The organism is Pedobacter sp. 01T416_2 (assembly GCF_056398925.1).
Genome location: NZ_JBFTQI010000010.1, coordinates 1 through 21,278 on the forward strand (window position 1 = coordinate 1; position 21,278 = coordinate 21,278).

The following is a 21,278-nucleotide window of genomic DNA, read 5'->3' on the forward strand; positions in this document are numbered from 1 at the left end:
GCCTTTAAGTTTCTACACTGAAAATCACCTAAAAGGCATCAAAAAGCCTTAAAATTTAAGGTTTTCACACCATTAGTTTAAGATTTTCCCCATATAATCATCTTGCCATTATAGAATTTTACAGGCTAACCAAGCCGGGTAATCGGTCAATATAAAACAACTAACCAACAAACCAATGAACCAGTTTTTACGAAATGTAAACAGCTTGGGCTTTTGGGAATTTTGCACCAAGCTGCTAATCCCTGGTCGTCGAGCTTGTTCGATCCCAAAAAAAGCCGATCGGTGCAGCAATACCTTTTTTGCCAAAGCATAGGATTTAATAACAACCTGATCGAATTTAGAATTACCACTGATGCATAATGCCCCAGTTTCTTAAAACCTAACCAATTGTATGATGAAAAGAAAATCATTGAACTGTATTAATCAAATTATTAGAAGCGCATGAAAAAAAATTACTTGATATTTTTTGTTGTGACAGTAGGGCTACTCGTTCACAATGAAATTAATGCTTCTCCATTTAATAAACTTAAAAATCCTCGCCATCAACCAATGGGTTATGGGCTATTGGATAAAACTTTTACCCGGGTATTTATTTCTGTTTCAGGAAAAGTAGTTGACGAAACGGGGCAGCCTTTACCAGGTGTTTCGGTTAAAATAAAAGGAAAATCGGGTGGTGTACAAACCAGTAACGATGGGAGCTTTACCATTAATGCAAATACAGGTGATATAATTCAGTTTATGTCTGTTGGCTACAAAACAATAGAGCGTGAGGTTAATGGGCAAACTGTACTTAAGATACGTATGGAACCTCAGCAAAATGATCTTGATGCGGTAGTTGTGGTAGGTTACGGACAGAAAACAAAAGCAACCAATGTTGGGGCGCTTTCTTCTATATCTACAAAAGAACTTAAGCAGAACCCGGTTACCAACTTAAGTAATGCCCTTGCAGGTCGTTTACCAGGTTTAATTACCCAGCAACGTGGTGGAGAGCCAGGACGCGATGATGCCAGTCTTTTAATTAGGGGTATAACTACCTTAAGTTCGGCAAGTGCAGCACCATTGGTATTGGTTGATGGCGTTGAACGGCCTTTTTCGCAGATCGATTTTAATGAGGTCGAATCGGTATCGATTTTGAAAGATGCCTCGGCAACAGCAGTTTTTGGTGTTAGGGGCGCTAATGGTGTGGTATTGGTAACTACCAGGAGAGGTGTTGCAGGCAAAACACAGATATCGATGTCTGCAAATTATGGCTTACAAAGCCCAGCCCGCTTACCCAACTTTGTGGGTTCGTACGATTATGCTACACTAAGAAATGAGGCTGTACTAAATGATAACCCGAATGCAGTAGCACCTTATACACAGCAACAGCTTGATGGTTACAAGAACCATAGCGATCCTTTCTTGTATCCTGATGTTGATTATTACAAGGAATTTTTGAAAGAGTTTACCCCGCAATCAAATGTAAATATCAATATAAGTGGAGGGGGTAATATAGCACGTTATTTTGTTTCAGGCAGTTTTGCAGATCAGCAGGGGATTTACAAAAATACAAAAGGCGATTTCTTTGATGCAAACTCGCGTTTTCAGCGGTTTAACTTCCGTTCGAATATCGACATTAATGCCACTAAAACAACCTTGATTTCTGTAAACATGGCGGCTATAGGAGGCGTGAAAAATAGCCCTTATGCCGTGAGTGGTGGTAGTGTTACCGGTTATGGGGGCGCAGGCGATATGTTCAGCGGTTTGTCGCGTACGGCACCAAATGAAATGAATCTCTTAAATCCTGATGGTACCTATGGCGCCAGTAACCGCCCTGCAAAAGTGCAGCGGAATATCCTGGGTGATTTAAGAGAGCGCGGTGTGACCAAAGAGTATAACAGTACCGTAGAAATAAGTGTGGTTGCTAATCAGAAACTTGATTTTATTTTAAAAGGCCTGAGTGCCAAGGCTAACCTGGCTTTTAACAGTTATTATACACAGTTTTACAATACCTTCCGCGGAAATAGTGGCGATATCGCCAGTGCATACCGAAGATATTCTGTAGATGGTATCGATGCCAACGGACAGTATATATACACACAGCGAACTGGTACCTATAATCCTTTGGTATCTACCAATAGTGCTTATGCAGATGGCAGTAACCGTAATTTTTACCTGGAAGGATCTTTGTTCTGGCAGGGAAAAACCGGTAAACACGATATTACCGCTTTGTTGCTCTACAACCAGCAAAGAAAAACAAATAATACCGTTACATCCAGTTCACTTACCGATTGGCCGTTTTCTAGAATGGGCGCGGTTGGCCGTGTTACCTATGGTTACGACAATAAGTATTTTGCAGAGGTAAATGCCGGTTATAACGGTTCAGAAAACTTTCAGGATGGTCAGCGTTTTGGCTTTTTCCCTTCCTTTTCTGCCGGTTGGTTAATCTCCAATGAAGATTTTATTAAAAATAGCCTGCCTGCCATTACTTATCTGAAGTTAAGAGGATCAATTGGCCAGGTGGGTAACGATGCGGTGACGGGAAGAAGATTTTTATACTACAATAATGCTTACAGCTCAGGCACAGGATATAGTTTTGGTCTGGCACAAGGTACATCAGTTGGCGGACTGGTTGAGGGTGCAATACCTACCAATGGCGTAACCTGGGAAAGAGAAACCAGTTCGAATATCGGTTTAGATTTAAACCTATGGGGTAAAAAATTTGGTTTGGTAGCCGATGTCTTTTATAAAAAACGTGTTGATATTTTAACTTCCCCGGCAAGTACACCAGTGGTAGCAGGCATTACCTTACCGGTACAGAACATTGGCCAGGTAGAAAACAAAGGTTTTGAGATTGAAGCCAATACTGCACATCAAATCGGGAATGTAAATGTTTGGCTGAGGGGGAACTTCGCTTTTGCCCGTAACAAGATCCTGGCGCAGGACGAGCCAACGCCAAGATACGAATGGATGGCCCGTACCGGAAGAAGTGTTGGGCAAAGCTGGGGCTATCTGACTGATGGTTTTTATAACAACCAGAGCGAGGTAGATAACAGAACCATACAGGCTTATTTCAGCGGGCGTTTACAGCCAGGTGATTTTAAGTATAAGGATATTAACGGGGACGGCATGATCAATTCTTATGACATGGTTCCGGTTGGAAAACCAACTTTCCCTGAAATTACCTATGGCTTTAGCACTGGCTTCAGCTGGAAAGGTTTAGATGTAAGCGTATTATTTGCCGGATCAAGCAATACTTCCATGTTTGTTTCGGCCGAAGTAGCCTGGGAGTTTTTTAACGGTGGGAAAGTACTGGAATATCACTTAAACAGGTGGACGCCTAGTACTGCAGCTACCGCTACTTACCCACGTTTATCAAGCGATCCACAGAGTACGGATAACAATTATGTTGATTCTGATTTCTGGATTAGGGATGCCTCGTTTATCCGCCTTAAAAATGCCGAGATCGGTTATACTTTCGCCGATGGCTTAGTTAAAAAATTAAGATTGGGTAGCCTGAGATGTTATGTAAACGGCCAAAACCTATTTACCTACAGTAAGGGTATCAAATACCTGGATCCGGAAAACAGAAACAGCCGTGGCTGGTATTACCCACAATCGGTGGTTTATAACGCCGGGTTATCCGTTAATTTTTAATCTGAAAATTATGAAAATCAAAATATATCAAATCCTCATGGCAGCCCTTTTGGGGACGGGAATTGCCGGTTGCCAGAAAGAATTTTTAGCAGCACCTCCAAATAATGTAACCACAACCGATTCTACAGTTTTTAGTAATGAGCTGCAGTGCCGCCAATACCTGGCCAATATTTACGCCAGCATGCCTTCAAACCAGCTCAACAGAAATAGCGGACAGCTGGCCGATGGCTGTTTCGAATCGGAGCAGGGCATACAATGGTCGCCTTTCCAGGTATATAATGTAAATGCCTACAACGGTGGTGCGGGCAATGTTGATAATGCTTACGGCACTTATTATCCGATGATCCGTAAATGCAATATTTTCGTAAAGAACGAGAAATACATGAAATTTACGCCGGCTAATGCGGCTTATTTTAAAGCCGAAAACCGCTTTTTGCGTGCATTCGCCTATTTTGAACTGTTAAAGCGTTACGGCGGTGTACCCATTATCGATTCGGTTTGGATCTATGATGCCGAAGACATTAAACCTGAATTTGGCAAGCAGTTAAAACGTTCGAGTTTTGATGCAACGGTTAAGTTTATCCTAAAAGATTTAGATTATGCATCAGCCAACCTGCCGTGGATCTGGCCCAATGCCACCACCGATTTTGGTCGTGCCTGCAAATCGGCGAGTATGGCCATGAAATCGAGGTTGTTGTTATATGCTGCAAGTCCGTTATTTAATGCCAACCAGCCGCACTTAAGCGATGCGAATTGTCCTGATTCTTTATTTAAATATCCTTCATATAACATTCAGCGCTGGAAAACAGCCATGGATGCTGCAAAGGATTTTATAGATGCCAATACTGCAGAAGCACTCAAATACCAGCTTTACAGTAATTATGGTGATATGTTTATCAATGTAAGGGGTAATGCTAATAATAAAGAGGTAATCTTTTCTCATGCAAACCAGGTGGCCGGGCCAGCTCAATCCAACCCAACACTAAACCTGGTGGATATGTACGATATGGTGAATGGAAAGCCTATTTCTGATCCAACATCGGGATACAATGACCAGGATCCTTATAAAAACCGCGATCCCCGCTTATTGCAAACCATTTTAACCAATGGTGTAGCCTGGGCCGGAAGAACATTTGAGCCATTTATTAACGGCGGGCAAGATTACAACGGAGACCGGACCATTACCGGTATGTTGCAAAAAAAATATGTGGGTATAACCGCGCAGAACCAGGGAGCATCCCGCTTTATATTTTACAGGCTGGCAGAACTTTACCTGAATTATGCAGAGGCACAGAACGAATTTGAAGGTGGGCCTAATGCCAATTCATATACTTATGTTAATCTGGTGCGCACAAGGGCAGGTATGCCTGCATTTCCAACTGGTTTAAACCAGGCAGATTTTGCCGCAAAGTTAAAAAAGGAACGGATACTGGAATTTGCTTTCGAAGAAACAAATCTCTTTGATGAGCGCCGCTGGCTAATGGCCGAAAGTTTGGATGCGGGTTCTTTTTATGGATTTAAAATCAATAAAAATGCCAACGGAACTTTTAGCTATAGCCGTACAGCATTCGAAAAACGAAGTTTTCTGAAAAGATTTTACCTCTATCCGATACCTGAGGTAGAAATCTTTAAATCACCAGAGCTGAAGCAAAATCCAGGATGGTTTTAGGTATCAGTAACCCCATTAATAATCAGAATTTATCAGACTTAATATATTATACATGAGTTGTTTGAAAATGATCACGGTACTATTTTTAAGTTGTGTTTGCGTTATACACGCACAGGCACAACAAAAAATCCGGATTACCATAGTTGATCAGAATAGAAACCCAGTAGCCGGTGCTGGGATCAAGGTTTACTCTTCAGGGAAAAAGGACATCACCAATACCAAGGGCGAGGTATTGCTTGCATTGAACGATACTGACACTGTAGCGGTACAGGCAGAAAATTACCTGGCTAAAATTGCAGCAATAAATACAAAAACCGAAAAAATATCCATTACACTGGATGCCTCAAAACCATGGGAAGGCAATATAGAGCTGCCATGGATGAGCCAGAACAAAAAATACAGCACTGCTGCTGTATCTACAGTTAGCGGTGCGCAGCTGTCGAAAAACCCAGAACCGAACTCTTCAAATCTTTTAGGAGGGAATCTTGCTGGTCTGTTTGCCCGACAGAACAGTAGCGAACCTGGATATGATGGCTCTCTTTTAAACATCAGAGGCTTTAGCTCTTACAATGCGCTCACACCATTAACCTATGTAGATGGAATTGAAAGAGATATCCAGCAAATAGATCCGTTGGAATTGGAAACAGTTACCATTTTAAAGGATAATGCCGCGAACGGGGCTTTTGGCATCAGAGGATCTGGTCGTTCTATTATGGCCACCACGAAAAGAGGTTTGGCCAATACCAGCGAAGTTTCTTTTGTGGCACAAAGGGGGATTCAGTATACAGGAGCTTCGCCTGAATTTTTAGGTGCTCAACAATACATGCAGCTCTATAACGAAGGTGCGGTTAACGATGGCCTTCCTGCAAAATATTCGCAGGCACAGATAGATGCCTATAACAATCCGGGCAGAGATCAGATGTTATATCCAGATGTGAACTGGAATGATGAAATGCTGAAGAAAACCACCAGTCAATCTCGCTACAACCTGATGTTCAGGGGAGGCAACAACGATTTTCGCTATTATGTGATGATGGGATACCTGAACCAGGGCGGCATTTTTAAAAATGGCGATGTAAACAAAGAGCAGTATGGCTTTAGTAATAACATCGATTTTAAACGTTATAACTTTAGAACAAACCTCGATTTTCAGGCAACCAAAAGGCTGTTGCTTTCCCTTGATCTTTCGGGCCGTTTAGAAGATAGAAATTACCCTGGAACGGGTACAAGTACAATTTTTAATGCGGTTTCTACCTATCCAGGTAATGAATTTCCGGTGAAATATCCCGATGGTAAAATTGGTGGCACTTCGCAGTTTCAGAATAACCCATATGGCTTACTAACCAGCACGGGCTATGCTACAGAATTTAGGCGCAATTTTTTGGGAACCATTAAATTAAAGCACGATCTGGATATGATTACACCAGGACTTTCCATCAATGGTGCCTTTGCTTTCGATAATTACTTTTATACCAATGGTGGGCGTTCTAAAACATTTGCAGTTTATCAGCTACAGCCTGATAATACCTACAAGAGTTTCGGTACCGAAGGTTTGCTCAATGTGGTATCAAGAGCTAACAGTCAAGATAGAAGAACAACTTTTTATACCAACCTGGCTTACCAGCGTGAATTTGGAAAACACAGGGTAGAAGGTTTTCTTAATTACAACCAGAGCTACCAGAACGGAAACGGTTTTGATTTTCCTTATGCATCGCAGGGATTTGCCTCACGGTTGAGTTATGTATTTGATCAGCGTTACATTGCCGAATTTAATGGGTCGTATAGTGGTTCTGGGAATTTACCAGAAGGCAAACGTTTTGGCTTTTTTCCTAGCTTCTCTGCAGGGTGGATTGTTTCGGAAGAGGCTTTTATGAAAAACCAGGAGGTGATCAATTACCTGAAAATCCGTGGCTCATTTGGTTATACAGGCAATGCTGATATTACCGGAATAGGAACACAGCGTTTTCTTTATCAGAATTTTTATACCGGTGGTGCTAGCTATGTATTTGGCAATAACCCATCTGCTTTAGGTGGAAGAACACAGGCCAGACTGGCCAACCCAGATGTAACCTGGGAGACTTTAAGACAGGCCAATGTAGGTTTCGACCTCTACTTTTTAAAAGAACGTTTAAGATTGTCGGTGGATATGTTTAAAGAGAGAAGAACAGACATCTTAGCCACGCCGATTATTTCAGGAACAATGGGGATTGCTACTGCACCTTACAATCAGGGTATTATGGATAATAAAGGCCTGGATGGAGAATTGTCTTACCACTATGAAAAGAATAAGCTCGGATTCTCTATTGCCGTTCTTGGATCGTGGACAGAAAATACTGTAGTATTTAATAATGAAGTTTTCCGCCCTTACGATTACCTGAAAAGAACCGGCAAACCTTTAAGTGGCGCATTTGGGATGATCAGTGAAGGTTTTTACACGGCAGCCGAAGCTGCAAAGATCAATAATGAACTCGCTCTGCCTGCGGCCAATAAAACCATTCCATTACCGTTGTTTGGTGCGGTGAAACCTGGTGATATGAAATACAGGGATTTGAATGGCGACAATCTGATTGATGTGTATGATCAAACCTATTTGGGCAGTATTTTGCCTAAATATTTTTATGGCATCCGTGGAGGGTTCCGCTATGCTAAATTCGACCTTTCATTCCTGCTTCAGGGGGCTGCTGGTGGTATAGTTGATCTACGTAATGTAAGCACACAGGGATTTCAGGGCGGTGCTAAACCAAGCACATTCGTATTAAACCGCTGGACGCCAGAAACAGCTGGTACAGCAGATTTTCCACGCCTGTCTGTGGTGAATAACGCACTGAATTATCAAGTCTCAGATTACTGGGTTCATAAGAGCGACTACCTGAAACTGAAAAATGTGGAGGTAGGGTTTTCTACTGCGATCCGCAATAAAGGAAAAGTGGTGATTGATAAAATGCGGGTTTTTGTGAATGGTTCAAACCTGTTTATCATCGATAAACTACCGGTAAAATGGATGGACCCTGAAATGTCGGGTGCAGGTATCGGAAATTATCCCCGCATGCGCATTGTAAATATAGGTGGACAGTTCACCTTTTAATTTTTGTTTTAATCATGATGGTCAATTGGCCATGCATCAATAAAAATATATTGTAATGAAAAAAAGTATTCTTATCCTGATCTGTGCTTCCGCAATACTGCTTTCCTGTAAAAAAAGCCTGCTGGATAGCCCTCCTGAAATTGTGGTACCGGAAAAATTGATTTTTACAGAAATCAATTATGTAACCGAGTTTGTAAACGACATTTATGGCGCTACGCTGCAAAGTGGTTTTAGTATCACTTCGAGCCTCACTTTTATCGAAACAGCTACTGATGATGCCAAACTTAATAACCTCTCTGCAGAGGTGCAAAGATTTGGTACCGGTGCCTGGAGTGCAGATAATAACCCCGACAATTTATGGAACTATTATTACACAGGTATCCGCAAATGCAATAAATTCTTTGAGCAGGTGGGCCAGGTAAATACTGTAGACCATGGCGCGCCGATTATCATCAATAACATCACGGCAGCGGAACAGAAACAGCGACTGATCGGCGAAGTGTATTTCTTGAGGGCCTATTTTTATGCAGAACTGATTAAAAGATATGGCGGTGTCCCCTTACTTACCAAGACCATTAACACTGGAGCTGATGCAAATATACCAAGGGCAAGTTATGAGGATGGGGTAAAACTTATTTTAAAAGATTGCGATTCAGCCTTTAACCGTTTGCCGGTTGATTATACCGCATCAAATGTGCAAAACTACTATGGAAGGGCCACAAAATGGTCTGCCCAGGCGCTGAAGGCGAGGGTATTACTTTACGCTGCCAGCCCGCTGAATAATCCTTCAAACGATGCCTCGAAATGGGAGGCTGCGGCGGCTGCTGCCTTACCTTTTGCTAATGGTACTGCTCCTTTTTCGCTTACGGCAATCAGCAATAACATGGCCAATTACGAGGCGAATTTTAGGGGGAATCCTTATGCAAACAAGGAAATGATCTGGGTACAGAACGAATCGAACCAGAATTACCTGGAGGTTAGAAATTATGCTGTAGGCTTTGATAGAGGAGGAGGTGGTGTCGGCCCTTCACAAAACTTGGTGGATGCTTTTGAAATGAAAACAACCGGAAAACCCATTAGCGAAGCAGGTTCAGGCTACAACCCAGCACAACCGTATTTAGATCGTGATCCAAGATTAGATGCCACCATTTTACGTGATGGTTTAACTTATAACGGACGTGTGATTGATATTACCCGCGGGGGCGCAGATGGACCAGATAAGACCAATGGTACCGCTACAGGCTATTACCTTAAAAAATTCCTCGATCCGGCACTCAACTTAACCAATAGTCAGACTTCACGCCATTTTTGGATATTTTTCCGATTACCAGAAATGTTGTTGAATTATGCCGAGGCCCGCAATGAAACAGTTGGTGCCGATGTATCGGTATACGCCGCGGTAAATGCCATCAGAACAAGAGTAGGGATGCCTGCTTTACCAGCTGGATTATCTCAGGCGCAGATGCGTGAGCGGATACGCAACGAAAGAAGAGTAGAGTTGGCTTTTGAAGGCCACCGCCCATGGGATGTACGTAGATGGAAAATTGGCGAAAGTACCCTTGGTGCTCCTTTAAGGGGGATAAGCGTAAGCAGGCAGGGAACCACCACCACTTATACTCCTTCTTTAATCCAAAACATGGTATTCCTTCCTAAAATGTATCTATACCCAATACCGCAAAACGAGGTAGATGCCAATGCCGGCATTGGTCGTCAGAATCAAAATCCGGGCTGGTAAATCAATTAGGGAGTCTTAAAATGAATAGCAATCAATCTAACCAAAATGAAAAAAACATCCCTATTGTTGTGCCTCCCGCTTTTTTTTACAGCTTGTAAGAAAAGTGTTCCGGTAGAAACTGTTGAAACACCACCCCCGGTCGTAGCCGTTGACACCGGCTTTACAAGTGATCACAAGTATAATTTAAATGTGGTGTACTTTGTGCCGACAGATAATCCTGCCAAGGCTGAATATGAACGTAGAATAAGTGATATAATTTTGTCCGCCCAGACCTATTATGGCAATCAGATGAAGCTTAATGGATATGGATTTAAAAGCTTTGGATTATTGACCAATCCGAGCAAAACCAGGATAAAAATAATAACCATACTCGCAAAGTATACCTACGATAAGTATACTACAGATCACCTGGATGCCATCACAGCCGAAGTCGAAGCCTATTTTGCTGCCCATCCTGGTCTAAAATCAAGTGATCATTCACTTGTCATAAGTCCGTCCATACCAAGCGGCATCGGCAACCCCTATGTAGGTTACGGAAAATACTGTTTTTGGCCCGATCGTGGAGAAGAAGTTACCAGTACTACCGGGCTGGGGGGATTAATGCACGAACTGGGACATGGTATAAATCTTGACCACAACAGACAGCGGGAGTCAAGAATAAATGACCCGAACTACGGAACTTCACTAATGGGAAGCGGAAATGGAACTTATGGGAAATCACCTACATTTCTTACCGAAGCAGATTGTGCCATTTTAAATAGCAATCAGGTTTTTCAAACGAATACTTCCATCACTTATTATGGGGCGGTAACAGCGAATATCAAAAAAATGTATGCTTCTTATTCAGCTACTAAAGGGGCTATTATTGCCTCAGGCAGGTTTACCAGCAGCGTTCCGGTTACGGGTGTTGCCTATTTTCTTGACCCTAATGTTAATAACGAAGGCGTAGGAGTGAATAAAGACTATAATGCAGTAACCTGGAGTACAAAAATAATTGGTACAGATAGTTTTTATGTAGAAATGCCGATGACTGAAATGAGAAATACTGATAAAGCGAACAATCCGGCAGAATTAAAAGTAAAACTAGTTCATGAGAACGGGATGATTACCAATACGACCTACGATTTTAACTTTTTGAACAATATTCCAATCATCAATATAACCCCTGGTCCCGATAAATCAGCTTGGAAGGTTATTGGTGTAAGTTCTGAAGAAGCCACTTACGAAGCATCAAAAATAATTGATGATAACTTAGGTACATTTTGGTTTGCGAAATTTTCTGAGCCTGCGGCAAAGTTGCCCCATCACCTGATTGTTGATATGGGTAAACAGTTACAGGCTGATGGACTTACCATTAACCAGCGTCAGGACGTTTATAGAATGGTTAAAAATGTTGAAATACTCACCAGTACCGACAATGTAAATTGGGTGTCGGCAGGAGATTATGTGGTTCCGAATGTTAAAGCCGCTTCGAAATTGCCATTTAGTGCTGCCAGGACCTTCCGGTATTTTAAGATCATTGTTAAATCTAATTACGACACGGCAGAACCTGATAAATCATGCGTTGCCGAAGTGAGCATTTATAAAAACTAACCAGAAGCGCAAGCTAAGCTGGGAAGTAATGAGTTTATTACAATAAATGGTGCGGAAATCTTAAAGTTTAAGGTTTTCGCACTATTCATTTAAGATTTTCCCTATAGAATCACTGGCCAAATAAACAATTTTACCCTTTAATATACCTGCATATCGCGAGAATTTTTACTACACATTAAACTATATCCCAATAAACAATAAATGATCAAAATTTATTAAGCAGATCATTAAAATCAATCATTAAATGCAGAAACAAATAATTCTATTCCTCTTGGTTCTTTTCTCTTTCCAAAAGGTAAACGCGCAAAAAAAACAGCCATTGGCAAGTGAAATCATCAGCCAGATGAAAAAAGTTGCCGATTGGCAATGGACAAATCTGGAAACAGCCGGATGGAAAAATCCGAAAAAAGATTGGACCAATGGCGCAATGTATGCAGGAATGATGGCATGGGCACGCCTGGCCGATACCGATAGTTATTATAAAAAGCTGATCCAGGTTGGTGAAGATAACAAATGGAACACCGGTAGAGCCCGGTTTATGGCAGACGACTATTGTGTTGGTCAGCTCTATTCGCAGTTGTATAGTATTTATAAAAGGCCTGAATATATCCAGCAGTTTAAAGCCCTGGCCGATACCATTGTTTCTTTACCACATGTAGAAAGCCTGGAATGGAAAAATGGTATTTATAGCCGCGAATGGGCCTGGTGCGATGCATTGTTTATGGGGCCGCCAGCTTTGGGTTATTTAAGCCAGGCAACTGGTGATGCAAAATATCTGGATAAATCGATCGCACTTTGGTGGAAATCTTCAGCCTATTTATACGATAAAGACGAGCATCTTTTTTACCGCGATAGCCGTTATTTTAACAAAAAAGAAAAAAATGGAACCAAGGTATTCTGGAGCAGGGGCAATGGATGGGTAATGGGTGGTTTAGTACGGCTATTATCGGTAACACCCCAAAATCACCCTGAGCGTAAAAAATTGGTAAAGTTGTTTGTCAGCATGTCTGAGAAGCTGGCCTCGCTGCAACAGGCAGATGGAAGCTGGCATGCGAGTTTGCTCGATCCCGAAAGTTATCCTTCAAAAGAAACCAGTGGTACCGGATTTATCTGTTATGCAATGGCCTGGGGAGTAAACAACGGACTTATTCCCTACAAAAAATACGAAAGCGTAATTTCTAAAGCATGGGATGCACTTAGTTCTTCTGTTCATCCTGATGGGAAATTGGGTTTTGTACAGGCTCAGGGTGCTGCGCCCGATAAAGTTGGTTATGAGGATACTGATGTTTATGGTGTTGGCGCTTTTTTATTGGCAGGCAGCGAAATGTTCCGTTTAAACCTGGCGCATAACGATAAAAGTATTGTTGCCGAAGCATACAACGGATCGTCGGACAGTAATAATCAAACCATAAAGGTTGCATGGCCTCAGGTTGTAAAAAAAGTTAAAGTAAAAGATCCCAAACAATTAATAGCCAGAGATGCTGCCAGTGGGCAAATTGTGCCTTTAAATGTGAGTTATAAAGATGAAAAAATAACAGGGCTTTACATCACCACGGACCTTAACGCTGGAGCCAGCAAATTTTTCGAAATCAGCACAAAATAATCATTTAGCCATGAACAATCTTAGATACGCCTTTTTGTTATGCATAATACTTTTAACAACAAGTACCGTTGCCGACGCACAAAAACCAAAGAAAACGAAAACAGATCCGGTAGCAAGCGGCGCACAAGACAGAGCCTTTTGGGTTAAAACCCTGTATAAAATTGCCTATCCCGTTATCCATAACCTGGCCAATAATACATTGAAAAAAAATATGGCTACCGAGGTAGCGCCACACTATTATAACAATGTAAGGGAGGTAGGCTATACAGAAGCATTAGGGCGTACTTTTGCGGGGATTGCCCCTTGGTTAAGCCTGCCAGATGATGATACGGAAGAGGGGAAGCTAAGGGCAAAGTTTAAGGCTGAGACCATTCGAGCCTTAAGCAATGCGGTTGATCCATCAAGTGCTGATTACATCAATTTCAGAACAGACGCACAGCCGATTGTAGATGCAGCTTATGTAGTGCAGGGGTTTCTACGTGCGCCTAACATTTGGAAAGCACTAAACGAAACCACACAAAAAAGATATATAGCCGAGATTAAATCGTTAAGAAATAGAACCGGTGCATATAACAACTGGCTTTTGTTCCAAGCCATAGAAGAGGCCTGGCTGTTAAGCGTAGGAGAGGAGTACGAACCATACCGCACCATGACAGCCATTAACAAGCTGAATGAATGGTACGTTGGAGACGGTTGGTATTCTGATGGATCGAGCTTCAGTACCGATTATTACAATTCTTATGTTATCCATCCGATGATGATAGACATTTTGAAGGTTATGGTAGCCAAGAAAAAGATGGCTGAGGCACAGCTAACCAAGGCCACAGACAGGGCTGCACGTTACGCCCAGATTACCGAACGCATGATTTCTTCAACAGGCGAATACCCACCGATAGGAAGAAGTGTAACTTACCGTACAGCAGCTTTTCAAGCCTTAGGGCAGATTGCGCTGGATCAAAAATTACCTAAAGAATTAAGCCCCGCGCAAGTGCGTTGTGCACTGACCAAAGTGTTCGAAAATATGTATGCTGGCGATCAAAATTTTGATGCGCAGGGATGGTTGGTTTTAGGATTTAACGGCCACCAGCCAGAAATTGCCGATCCATATACCTGTACCGGTAGCCTTTATATGGCAACACTTGGGTTTTTGCCATTAGGGTTACCCGCCGACAATGCATTTTGGACAGAAGCAGCTGCACCTTGGACCGCTCAAAAAGCCTGGACGGGCAGCTCTTTTCTAAAAGACCATTCATCAGGTAAGTAAACTTAAAACCGCTCATCAAGGATATGAAGCCGATCTATTATTTTGTTTTCCTGTTAATTGGTTGTATTAATTTAGCTCATGGGCAAACCGTAAAAAACCGGCCAAACGTAATTATTATTTATGTTGATGATATGGGTTATGGGGATTTGAGTAGTTATGGCGCCGAAATTGCCACACCCAATATCGATAAAATTGGCAAGACAGGCATCCGTTTTACTAATTTTTACGTGGCTGCACCCGTATGTACACCTTCGAGATATGGGTTGCTTACCGGCACATACCCTCAACGCTCAAAACATAACCTCACTTTTGCGCTTATGCCAAATGATAAAAATTATCTGGATACAAGTGAAATTACACTGGCTAACTGCTTTAAATCAGAAGGGTATTTAACAGGGATTATAGGTAAGTGGCATCTGGGGCAGGCTAATCCTTTAAACCTTCCGGTAGACTATGGTTTCGACCTTTTTACAGGGTCAGTTGGTGGTTGCATTGATTATTTTCTACACTCATATGGACAACTGAAAAAAGACTGGTATGTGAATGGCCAGCTTAAGGATGAAAAAGGTTATAGTACAGATCTTCTCACTGATCATGCTATTGATTTTATCCATTCAGCATCTAAAGATGAGCAGCCTTTCTTTCTTTATCTGTCATACAATGCGCCCCATTATGGCAAAACAGATCCTGAAAACATGGTGGATTACACACTATCCCTAGAAAATCCTAAACAAACAGGTGCGATAAATCTGAATACACTGCAGGTTCCGGAGAAATATTTGAAAAGAGTCTCCAACATTCCTGATCTGTATCGCAGGACTTATGCGGCAATGGTTACCTGTTTAGATGATAACGTGGGAAGGTTAATCGCCCGCCTTAAAAAGGAAGGTGTTATAGAAAATACAATGGTCTGGTTCATTTCTGATAATGGCGGATATTCACAAAGTTATTTCGGGCATGCAAGCAATGGAAAACTAAGAGGACAGAAAGCTGATTTATGGGAAGGTGGTATAAGAGTGCCCGCCCTACTGAGTTGGCCGGCTATGATCAAATCAGCACAGGTTGTAAATACACCTCTGGTTAATATGGATCTTATGCCTACGCTTACAGCGATCATCGGAGCCTCTAAAAAGGTACATACAGATGGAGCAGATATTAGGGCGGTTCTTTTTGATCAAGGAGATCTTAAGCGAAATTTGTATTGGAAATATGGTAAACAAACTGCGATAAGAAGTGGGGATTGGAAACTTGTAAATCGTACTGAATTGTACAATCTTAAACTTGATGAAGGCGAAACAATAAACGTTGCTCAGCAGCATCCCGACATCGTAAAGGCCTTAAATATCGCATTTTCGAATAATATGCAATGATCGGACAGGGATAAAATCATTTTAATATGTTATAAAATAAAGGTGTTTAGCGCTGGCTAAGCACAAGGCAATCGGTTTATACTGATGCAAACTACAATTGAACCAAAATTTAGAATGGTATATATTAGCATAAATAGTAAACTTTGAAATATGGACCACAAAAAGTAAAGAGAATAAAAATAAAAAAATCGATATAGCTTAGTCGATGCAGACCATGATAACTACGATATGATAAAATTCTTTAAAACCAATTTACTCTTTTTAAGCCTTTTTGCAGGCCTTGCTGCAAGTGCCCAAAAAACAATTCTACCCGATGCCAGCTACAACCTGGTGCTAAAAGCACCAGTAACTACCTGGGATGAAGCACTTCCTTTAGGCAATGGTTTAATGGGCGGTTTATTATGGGGTGAAAAAAACACCATCAAACTATCATTAGACCGGGGCGATTTATGGGACGAGCGCACGCATGGAGAGCGCGAATGGTGGAAAAAGTACAATTATCAAAAAGGGGCAGAAATGATTGCCCAAAAGAACTTTAGTGCCATTACCTCCTGGTGGGATGGTGCATATCGAGGTGTGAGTCCGACCAAACTGCCAGCAGGCAGAATAGAACTTAAATTTCCTGACCAGGAGGAGGTTAAAGAATTTGAATTATTGGAATCAACTGCCGAAGGAGTGGCCCGTTTTAATTCGGGTGCAACAATAAATGCGCTGTATAGTGCAACTCACCCTGTCGCCATTCTTTCAATCAAAGGAATTGTTCCTGAAGCCATTGATCTTTTGAGTCCGATGGATGTATACAATAACAACAAAAAAGGACAGGCCGGGCCAAGCAGTGGTGGTTCTGTAAACAAACTGGGTTACCCCGATGCAATACACGGGAAGAATGGTAATGCACAATGGTATATTCAGGATGCATCAGAAGGACTTCGGTATTGTGTATATGTAGAGACTAAAAAAAATGGTAATGAAACTTTACTTGCCCTAACCATTACGTCAACACAAGATACAAAGGATCCTTTAGCCCTGGCACGCGAGCGTTGTACCAAGGCATTAAACAAAGGTTATCTAGCCATGCGCAAACCCCATGTAAAATGGTGGAGAACATTTTGGGAGAAATCGAGTGTAACAATACCTGATACGGCTATTCAAAAACAATATAACCTGGTACAATATTTTTATGGTGCGGCTTCACGTTTAAATGCCCCACCAATGCCACTGCAAGGTGTTTGGACAGCCGATAATGGTGCTTTGCCACCTTGGAAAGGCGATTACCACAATGACCTTAATACACAGATGACTTATATGGCCTACCAGGAATCGGGGCGATATGATGAAGGCGCTTCTTACCTCAATTTTCTTTGGGCTCGCCGTGATTTCTTTAGGGCCTTTGCCAGAGATTTTTATGGAACAGGCGGTTTAGCCTGTCCTGGCGTAATGTCGTATTCCGGCCAGCCTTTAGGTGGCTGGGGACAATACAGCATGTCGCCATCTATGAGTGCCTGGAGTGCACATTTGTTCTACCTGCATTGGCTGTATACGGCCGATGATCAGTTTCTAAAAGAAAAAGCTTATCCATGGAGCGCTGAAGTTGGCGAATGCATGTTGGCTTTATTGAAAAAGGACAGCACTGGTTTGTTAAAATTGCCGCTTTCATCCTCCCCTGAAATTTTTGACAATAGTCCGAAAGCCTGGTTAACACCCAATAGCAATTACGACCTGATGAGTTTAAAAATGCTCTTTCTTTCGTTAAAAGAAATGGCATTGGAATGCGGTAAAATTACAGAAAGTAAGAAATGGGCAGATGCAGCTTTAGCTTTGGGCGATTTTCACACCAAAGCCGATGGCACCTTACTTTTAGATGCCAACTATGAACTCAGTACCAGCCACAGGCATTTATCCAATATCATCGGCATTTATCCTTTCAATCTGATCAATACCGAAAGTGGTAAAAAAGACCAGGAGATAATTGAACCTACCATGAAAAGTTGGGATAAACTCGGTACCCGTGCCTGGGTAGGCTATAGTTTCTCGTGGATGAGCTGCCTGAGGGCAAGAGTAGGAGATGGTGAAGCGGCCGTTAAAAACCTCGATATTTTTGTTAAAGCTTTCGTGCTGCGGAATGGATTTCATGCAAACGGCGATCAGACCAAAAGCGGCTATTCGGGTTTTACTTATCGTCCATTTACTTTAGAAGGTAATTTTCTGGCCTCGCAGGCTGTACACGAAATGTTGCTGCAAAGCTGGAGTGTTACACCCGGCGAGCCACATACCGGCGTGATCAGGATCTTTCCTGCTGTACCTCAAAAATGGGCAGATGTTTCTTTTTCAAACCTAAGGGCCGAAGGCGGTTATATGGTATCGGGTATCAGAAAAAACAAAAAGATTTTCATGTTCAGTATTACAGCAGGCAAAAGTGGGAAACTTCGCATTAAAGATAATTTTATGGGAAAAACACCAAAGTGGAACGTCAAAAACGTGAATAAAATAGACGGAGTATATGAGGTTTATCTCAATAAAGGACAAAAGCTGATCGCTGAGTTTTGATTAAAAGAGGCAGTAGACTGCTTAAAAATGAATAGGTCCGACCTGGCCTGATTGGATATATTTTGGTCAATCTTTAAGATACCTTTAATACTGCATGGCAAATAGTTGAGGCTACCGTTTGGAGCGGAATCAGGTGAACTTTAGCCGAAAAGCCCTTTTTATAAATTATTGTTGATTTTCAGGATGTTGATGTGGTTGAAAAGTGACGACCATCAGTTTTCAATCTGGTGCGCCTCACAAAATTTGACGCAGAACAGGGTAGGTTTGACCAACAGTTTAATCCAATAACCCTGCTATGAAAACATTTAACATATTCCAGAAAAAAATCAGGCCTATCATCCTATTGTTTATGCTCTTCCCGCTGGTTACAGTGGCGCAAACAACATATCAGCTTTCGCAAACAGCCAGCAGTTCAGTTAAGGTAACGGGCACATCCAATGTTCACGATTGGTCGATGACATCCAAACAGTTCGAAAGCACAGGTACATTTAATTTCAATGCCCGTGGTGAAATGACGGACGTAACAGCCCTAAAATTTACCCTGGCAGCAAAGAGCCTCAAAAGCGGTAAATCTGCTATGGACAGCCGTACCTATAAAACGCTTAACGCAGCTGAGTTTCCTAAGATAAGCTATCAGCTCACTTTTGCAACAGTTACCATGGTACAGGCAAAACGGTATGCTATCCAGACAACAGGAATTCTGACTATTGCCGGGAAAACACAGAGCCTTTCAATGAAGGTAATGGCTTTGGTAAATGCAGATGGTTCCATCAGTTGCCATGGCAACGAGCAATTAATGCTAACCGATTATGGTATTGAACCACCAAGTTTTATGCTTGGCACAATGAAGGTGGGGAACAACCTCGTTGTCCGGTTCGAGTTCGAATATGTTAAGGCATCAGTAGCAAAATAACAGTTCATCACTAAGATAAAATCATGAAAAATAAATTTACACGAGTTTCTGCCCTAGCGGTAGCAATTACGAGTTTGTATAGCTTTGGGGTACAGGCACAGGTTTCCAATCTTAGGCCTTATGATAAATCCGGTATTAATGTTTTTGAAGCACCCAAAGATAGCAATGCCGGGTTTGATAAAATAAAAGTCCGTTTTGGTGCGGGATTTACCCAGTCTTTTCAAGGGCTGAAACACGAAAACACATCGGGCGGACTATATAAAATGACCCCTGGTTTTAATACTGCCAATGCCAATCTGTTCATGGATGTACAACTCTCAGATGGGATCAGGCTGAACCTCACGAGCTATCTTTCTTCCCGCCACCACAACGAAACCTGGGTGAAGGGTGGATATATACAGTTTGATAAACTGCCGTTTAAAGGCAAACTGTGGGAAGATATTATGTCGGTAACAACCATCAAAATCGGGCACATGGAAATCAACTATGGCGATCAGCATTTCCGCAGGTCGGATGGCGGGCAAACGATCTACAATCCTTTTATTGAAAATTACATCATGGATGGTTTTACAACTGAAATAGGCGGCGAAGTTTTAGTAAGAAAAAATGCGCTGTTTGGTTTAATCGGTGTTTCAAATGGAATGATCAAAGGTAATATCGATAGCCTGATCGCGACTCCCCAGGATGCAAATGTGCACAAATCACCAGCCGTTTATATAAAAGGCGGCTTTGATAAACAATTGAACGGTGATTTGAGGGTGCGTTTTGCAGCCTCTTATTATAGCAATAACAGTTCAGGCGGACAGACCTTATATGGCGGCGACCGTACCGGGTCTAACTATTTTATGGTGCTGGAAAAAGTTGGCGCAGTAAATACTACTAATGCTTTCTCCGGACGGTTTAACCCCGGTTTTACCAAAAAAGTCAATGCCCTTCAACTAAACGCGTTTATAAAATTTCAGGGGCTAGAACTGTTTGCAACTTATGAAAACGCAAAGGGGAGATCAAAAACGGAGGTAGGTAGCAGAGGAGCCGAGCAGATGGCAATAGATGGCGTTTATAGGTTCGGAAAGACAGAAAATTTCTTTATTGGTGCAAAATATAATGTAGTTACCGCCGCAATGGCTAATGTGCCAGCTGCCGGAACAACACCTGCAATAACTTATAATAATGATGTAAAAATAGACCGCATTGCCATTGCTGCGGGATGGTTTATGACCAAAAACATATTGTTAAAAGGCGAATATGTGAGCCAGAAATATAAAGATTTCCCAACTGCGGATTTCCGAAGCGGAGGAAAATTCAAAGGTTATGTAATCCAGGCTGTTGTAGGATTTTAGCCAATAAACTATTTGGCTGGAACGATTTTGTTCCGGCCTTTAAAAATCATGATGAAGCCACTGTTAATTATCCTTTTTTTGCTATCGGCCGGCTTGAGACCTGCAGGGGAAACCAAAACTACCTCAAGATGGGTAGTGAGTGAAAACAGTATGCTCACTGTTAATGGATCCACCAATATAAACCGCTTTTCCTGTGTAATCCTGCGGTATCCCAAAACCGATACCGTTCTGGTTTCGAAAGATAAAACAGACCATATTGCGCTTTCAGGAACCTTAAATCTGGAGCTGAAAAATTTTGATTGTAAGAGTGCGATGATGACTAAACAACTACTCAATACACTGCAGGAAAACAGGTTTCCAGTCCTAAGGATCAAATTCCTGTCCTTAAAAGAAATCCCTTCCGAAGGTCTGAATAGTTTTGTTAAGGGAGATGTGGAGATCACACTTGCAGGGGTATTAAAAAGATTCGAAATCTGTTATCAGATAAATGTTAAACGGGGCACTATCGAGCTGATAGGACAAC

The 21,278-nt window shown here is 41.9% G+C and carries 12 protein-coding genes; all 12 read left to right on the forward strand.

The features are described 5' to 3' along the window. Nucleotides 1-441 precede the first annotated feature (441 nt). A complete protein-coding gene (locus AC1DPQ_RS00985; RefSeq protein WP_477607547.1) occupies nt 442-3,636 on the forward strand; it encodes a SusC/RagA family TonB-linked outer membrane protein in 3,195 nt (1,064 codons plus the stop codon). 10 nt (nt 3,637-3,646) lie between these two features. Further along, nucleotides 3,647-5,305, forward strand: coding sequence for a RagB/SusD family nutrient uptake outer membrane protein (locus AC1DPQ_RS00990; RefSeq protein ID WP_477579676.1), 1,659 nt, complete (start codon nt 3,647-3,649; stop codon nt 5,303-5,305). A gap of 52 nt (nt 5,306-5,357) precedes the next feature. Continuing rightward, nucleotides 5,358-8,390 (forward strand): SusC/RagA family TonB-linked outer membrane protein, encoded by a 3,033-nt coding sequence (locus tag AC1DPQ_RS00995; RefSeq protein ID WP_477579674.1) that lies wholly within the window; start codon nt 5,358-5,360, stop codon nt 8,388-8,390. Between the two features lie 55 nt (nt 8,391-8,445). After that, entirely contained in the window at nt 8,446-10,125 is a 1,680-nt protein-coding gene (locus AC1DPQ_RS01000) for a RagB/SusD family nutrient uptake outer membrane protein (RefSeq protein WP_477579672.1), read from the forward strand. Between the two features lie 45 nt (nt 10,126-10,170). Next, complete coding sequence (locus AC1DPQ_RS01005; protein WP_477607549.1) at nt 10,171-11,718, forward strand: discoidin domain-containing protein; 1,548 nt, start codon at nt 10,171-10,173, stop codon at nt 11,716-11,718. Nucleotides 11,719-11,962: 244 nt separating this feature from the next. Then, entirely contained in the window at nt 11,963-13,321 is a 1,359-nt protein-coding gene (locus tag AC1DPQ_RS01010) for a glycoside hydrolase family 88/105 protein (protein WP_477607551.1), read from the forward strand. Nucleotides 13,322-13,331: 10 nt separating this feature from the next. Continuing rightward, nucleotides 13,332-14,585: a DUF2264 domain-containing protein gene (locus AC1DPQ_RS01015; protein WP_477581377.1), complete on the forward strand. Its 1,254-nt coding sequence runs from the start codon at nt 13,332-13,334 to the stop codon at nt 14,583-14,585. A 23-nt stretch (nt 14,586-14,608) separates the two neighbouring features. Further along, nucleotides 14,609-15,955 carry a sulfatase-like hydrolase/transferase gene (locus tag AC1DPQ_RS01020; protein ID WP_477581379.1) on the forward strand — a complete coding sequence of 449 codons (1,347 nt, stop codon included), beginning with the start codon at nt 14,609-14,611 and terminating at the stop codon, nt 15,953-15,955. A 228-nt stretch (nt 15,956-16,183) separates the two neighbouring features. Continuing rightward, a complete protein-coding gene (locus AC1DPQ_RS01025; RefSeq protein WP_477581381.1) occupies nt 16,184-18,502 on the forward strand; it encodes a glycosyl hydrolase family 95 catalytic domain-containing protein in 2,319 nt (772 codons plus the stop codon). 295 nt (nt 18,503-18,797) lie between these two features. After that, a complete protein-coding gene (locus tag AC1DPQ_RS01030; RefSeq protein ID WP_477581382.1) occupies nt 18,798-19,415 on the forward strand; it encodes a YceI family protein in 618 nt (205 codons plus the stop codon). 23 nt (nt 19,416-19,438) lie between these two features. Then, nucleotides 19,439-20,755, forward strand: coding sequence for a hypothetical protein (locus tag AC1DPQ_RS01035; protein WP_477581384.1), 1,317 nt, complete (start codon nt 19,439-19,441; stop codon nt 20,753-20,755). Between the two features lie 48 nt (nt 20,756-20,803). Beyond that, nucleotides 20,804-21,278, forward strand: a 475-nt coding sequence (locus AC1DPQ_RS01040; protein WP_477607553.1) for a YceI family protein, incomplete at its 3' end; no start/stop codon positions are given.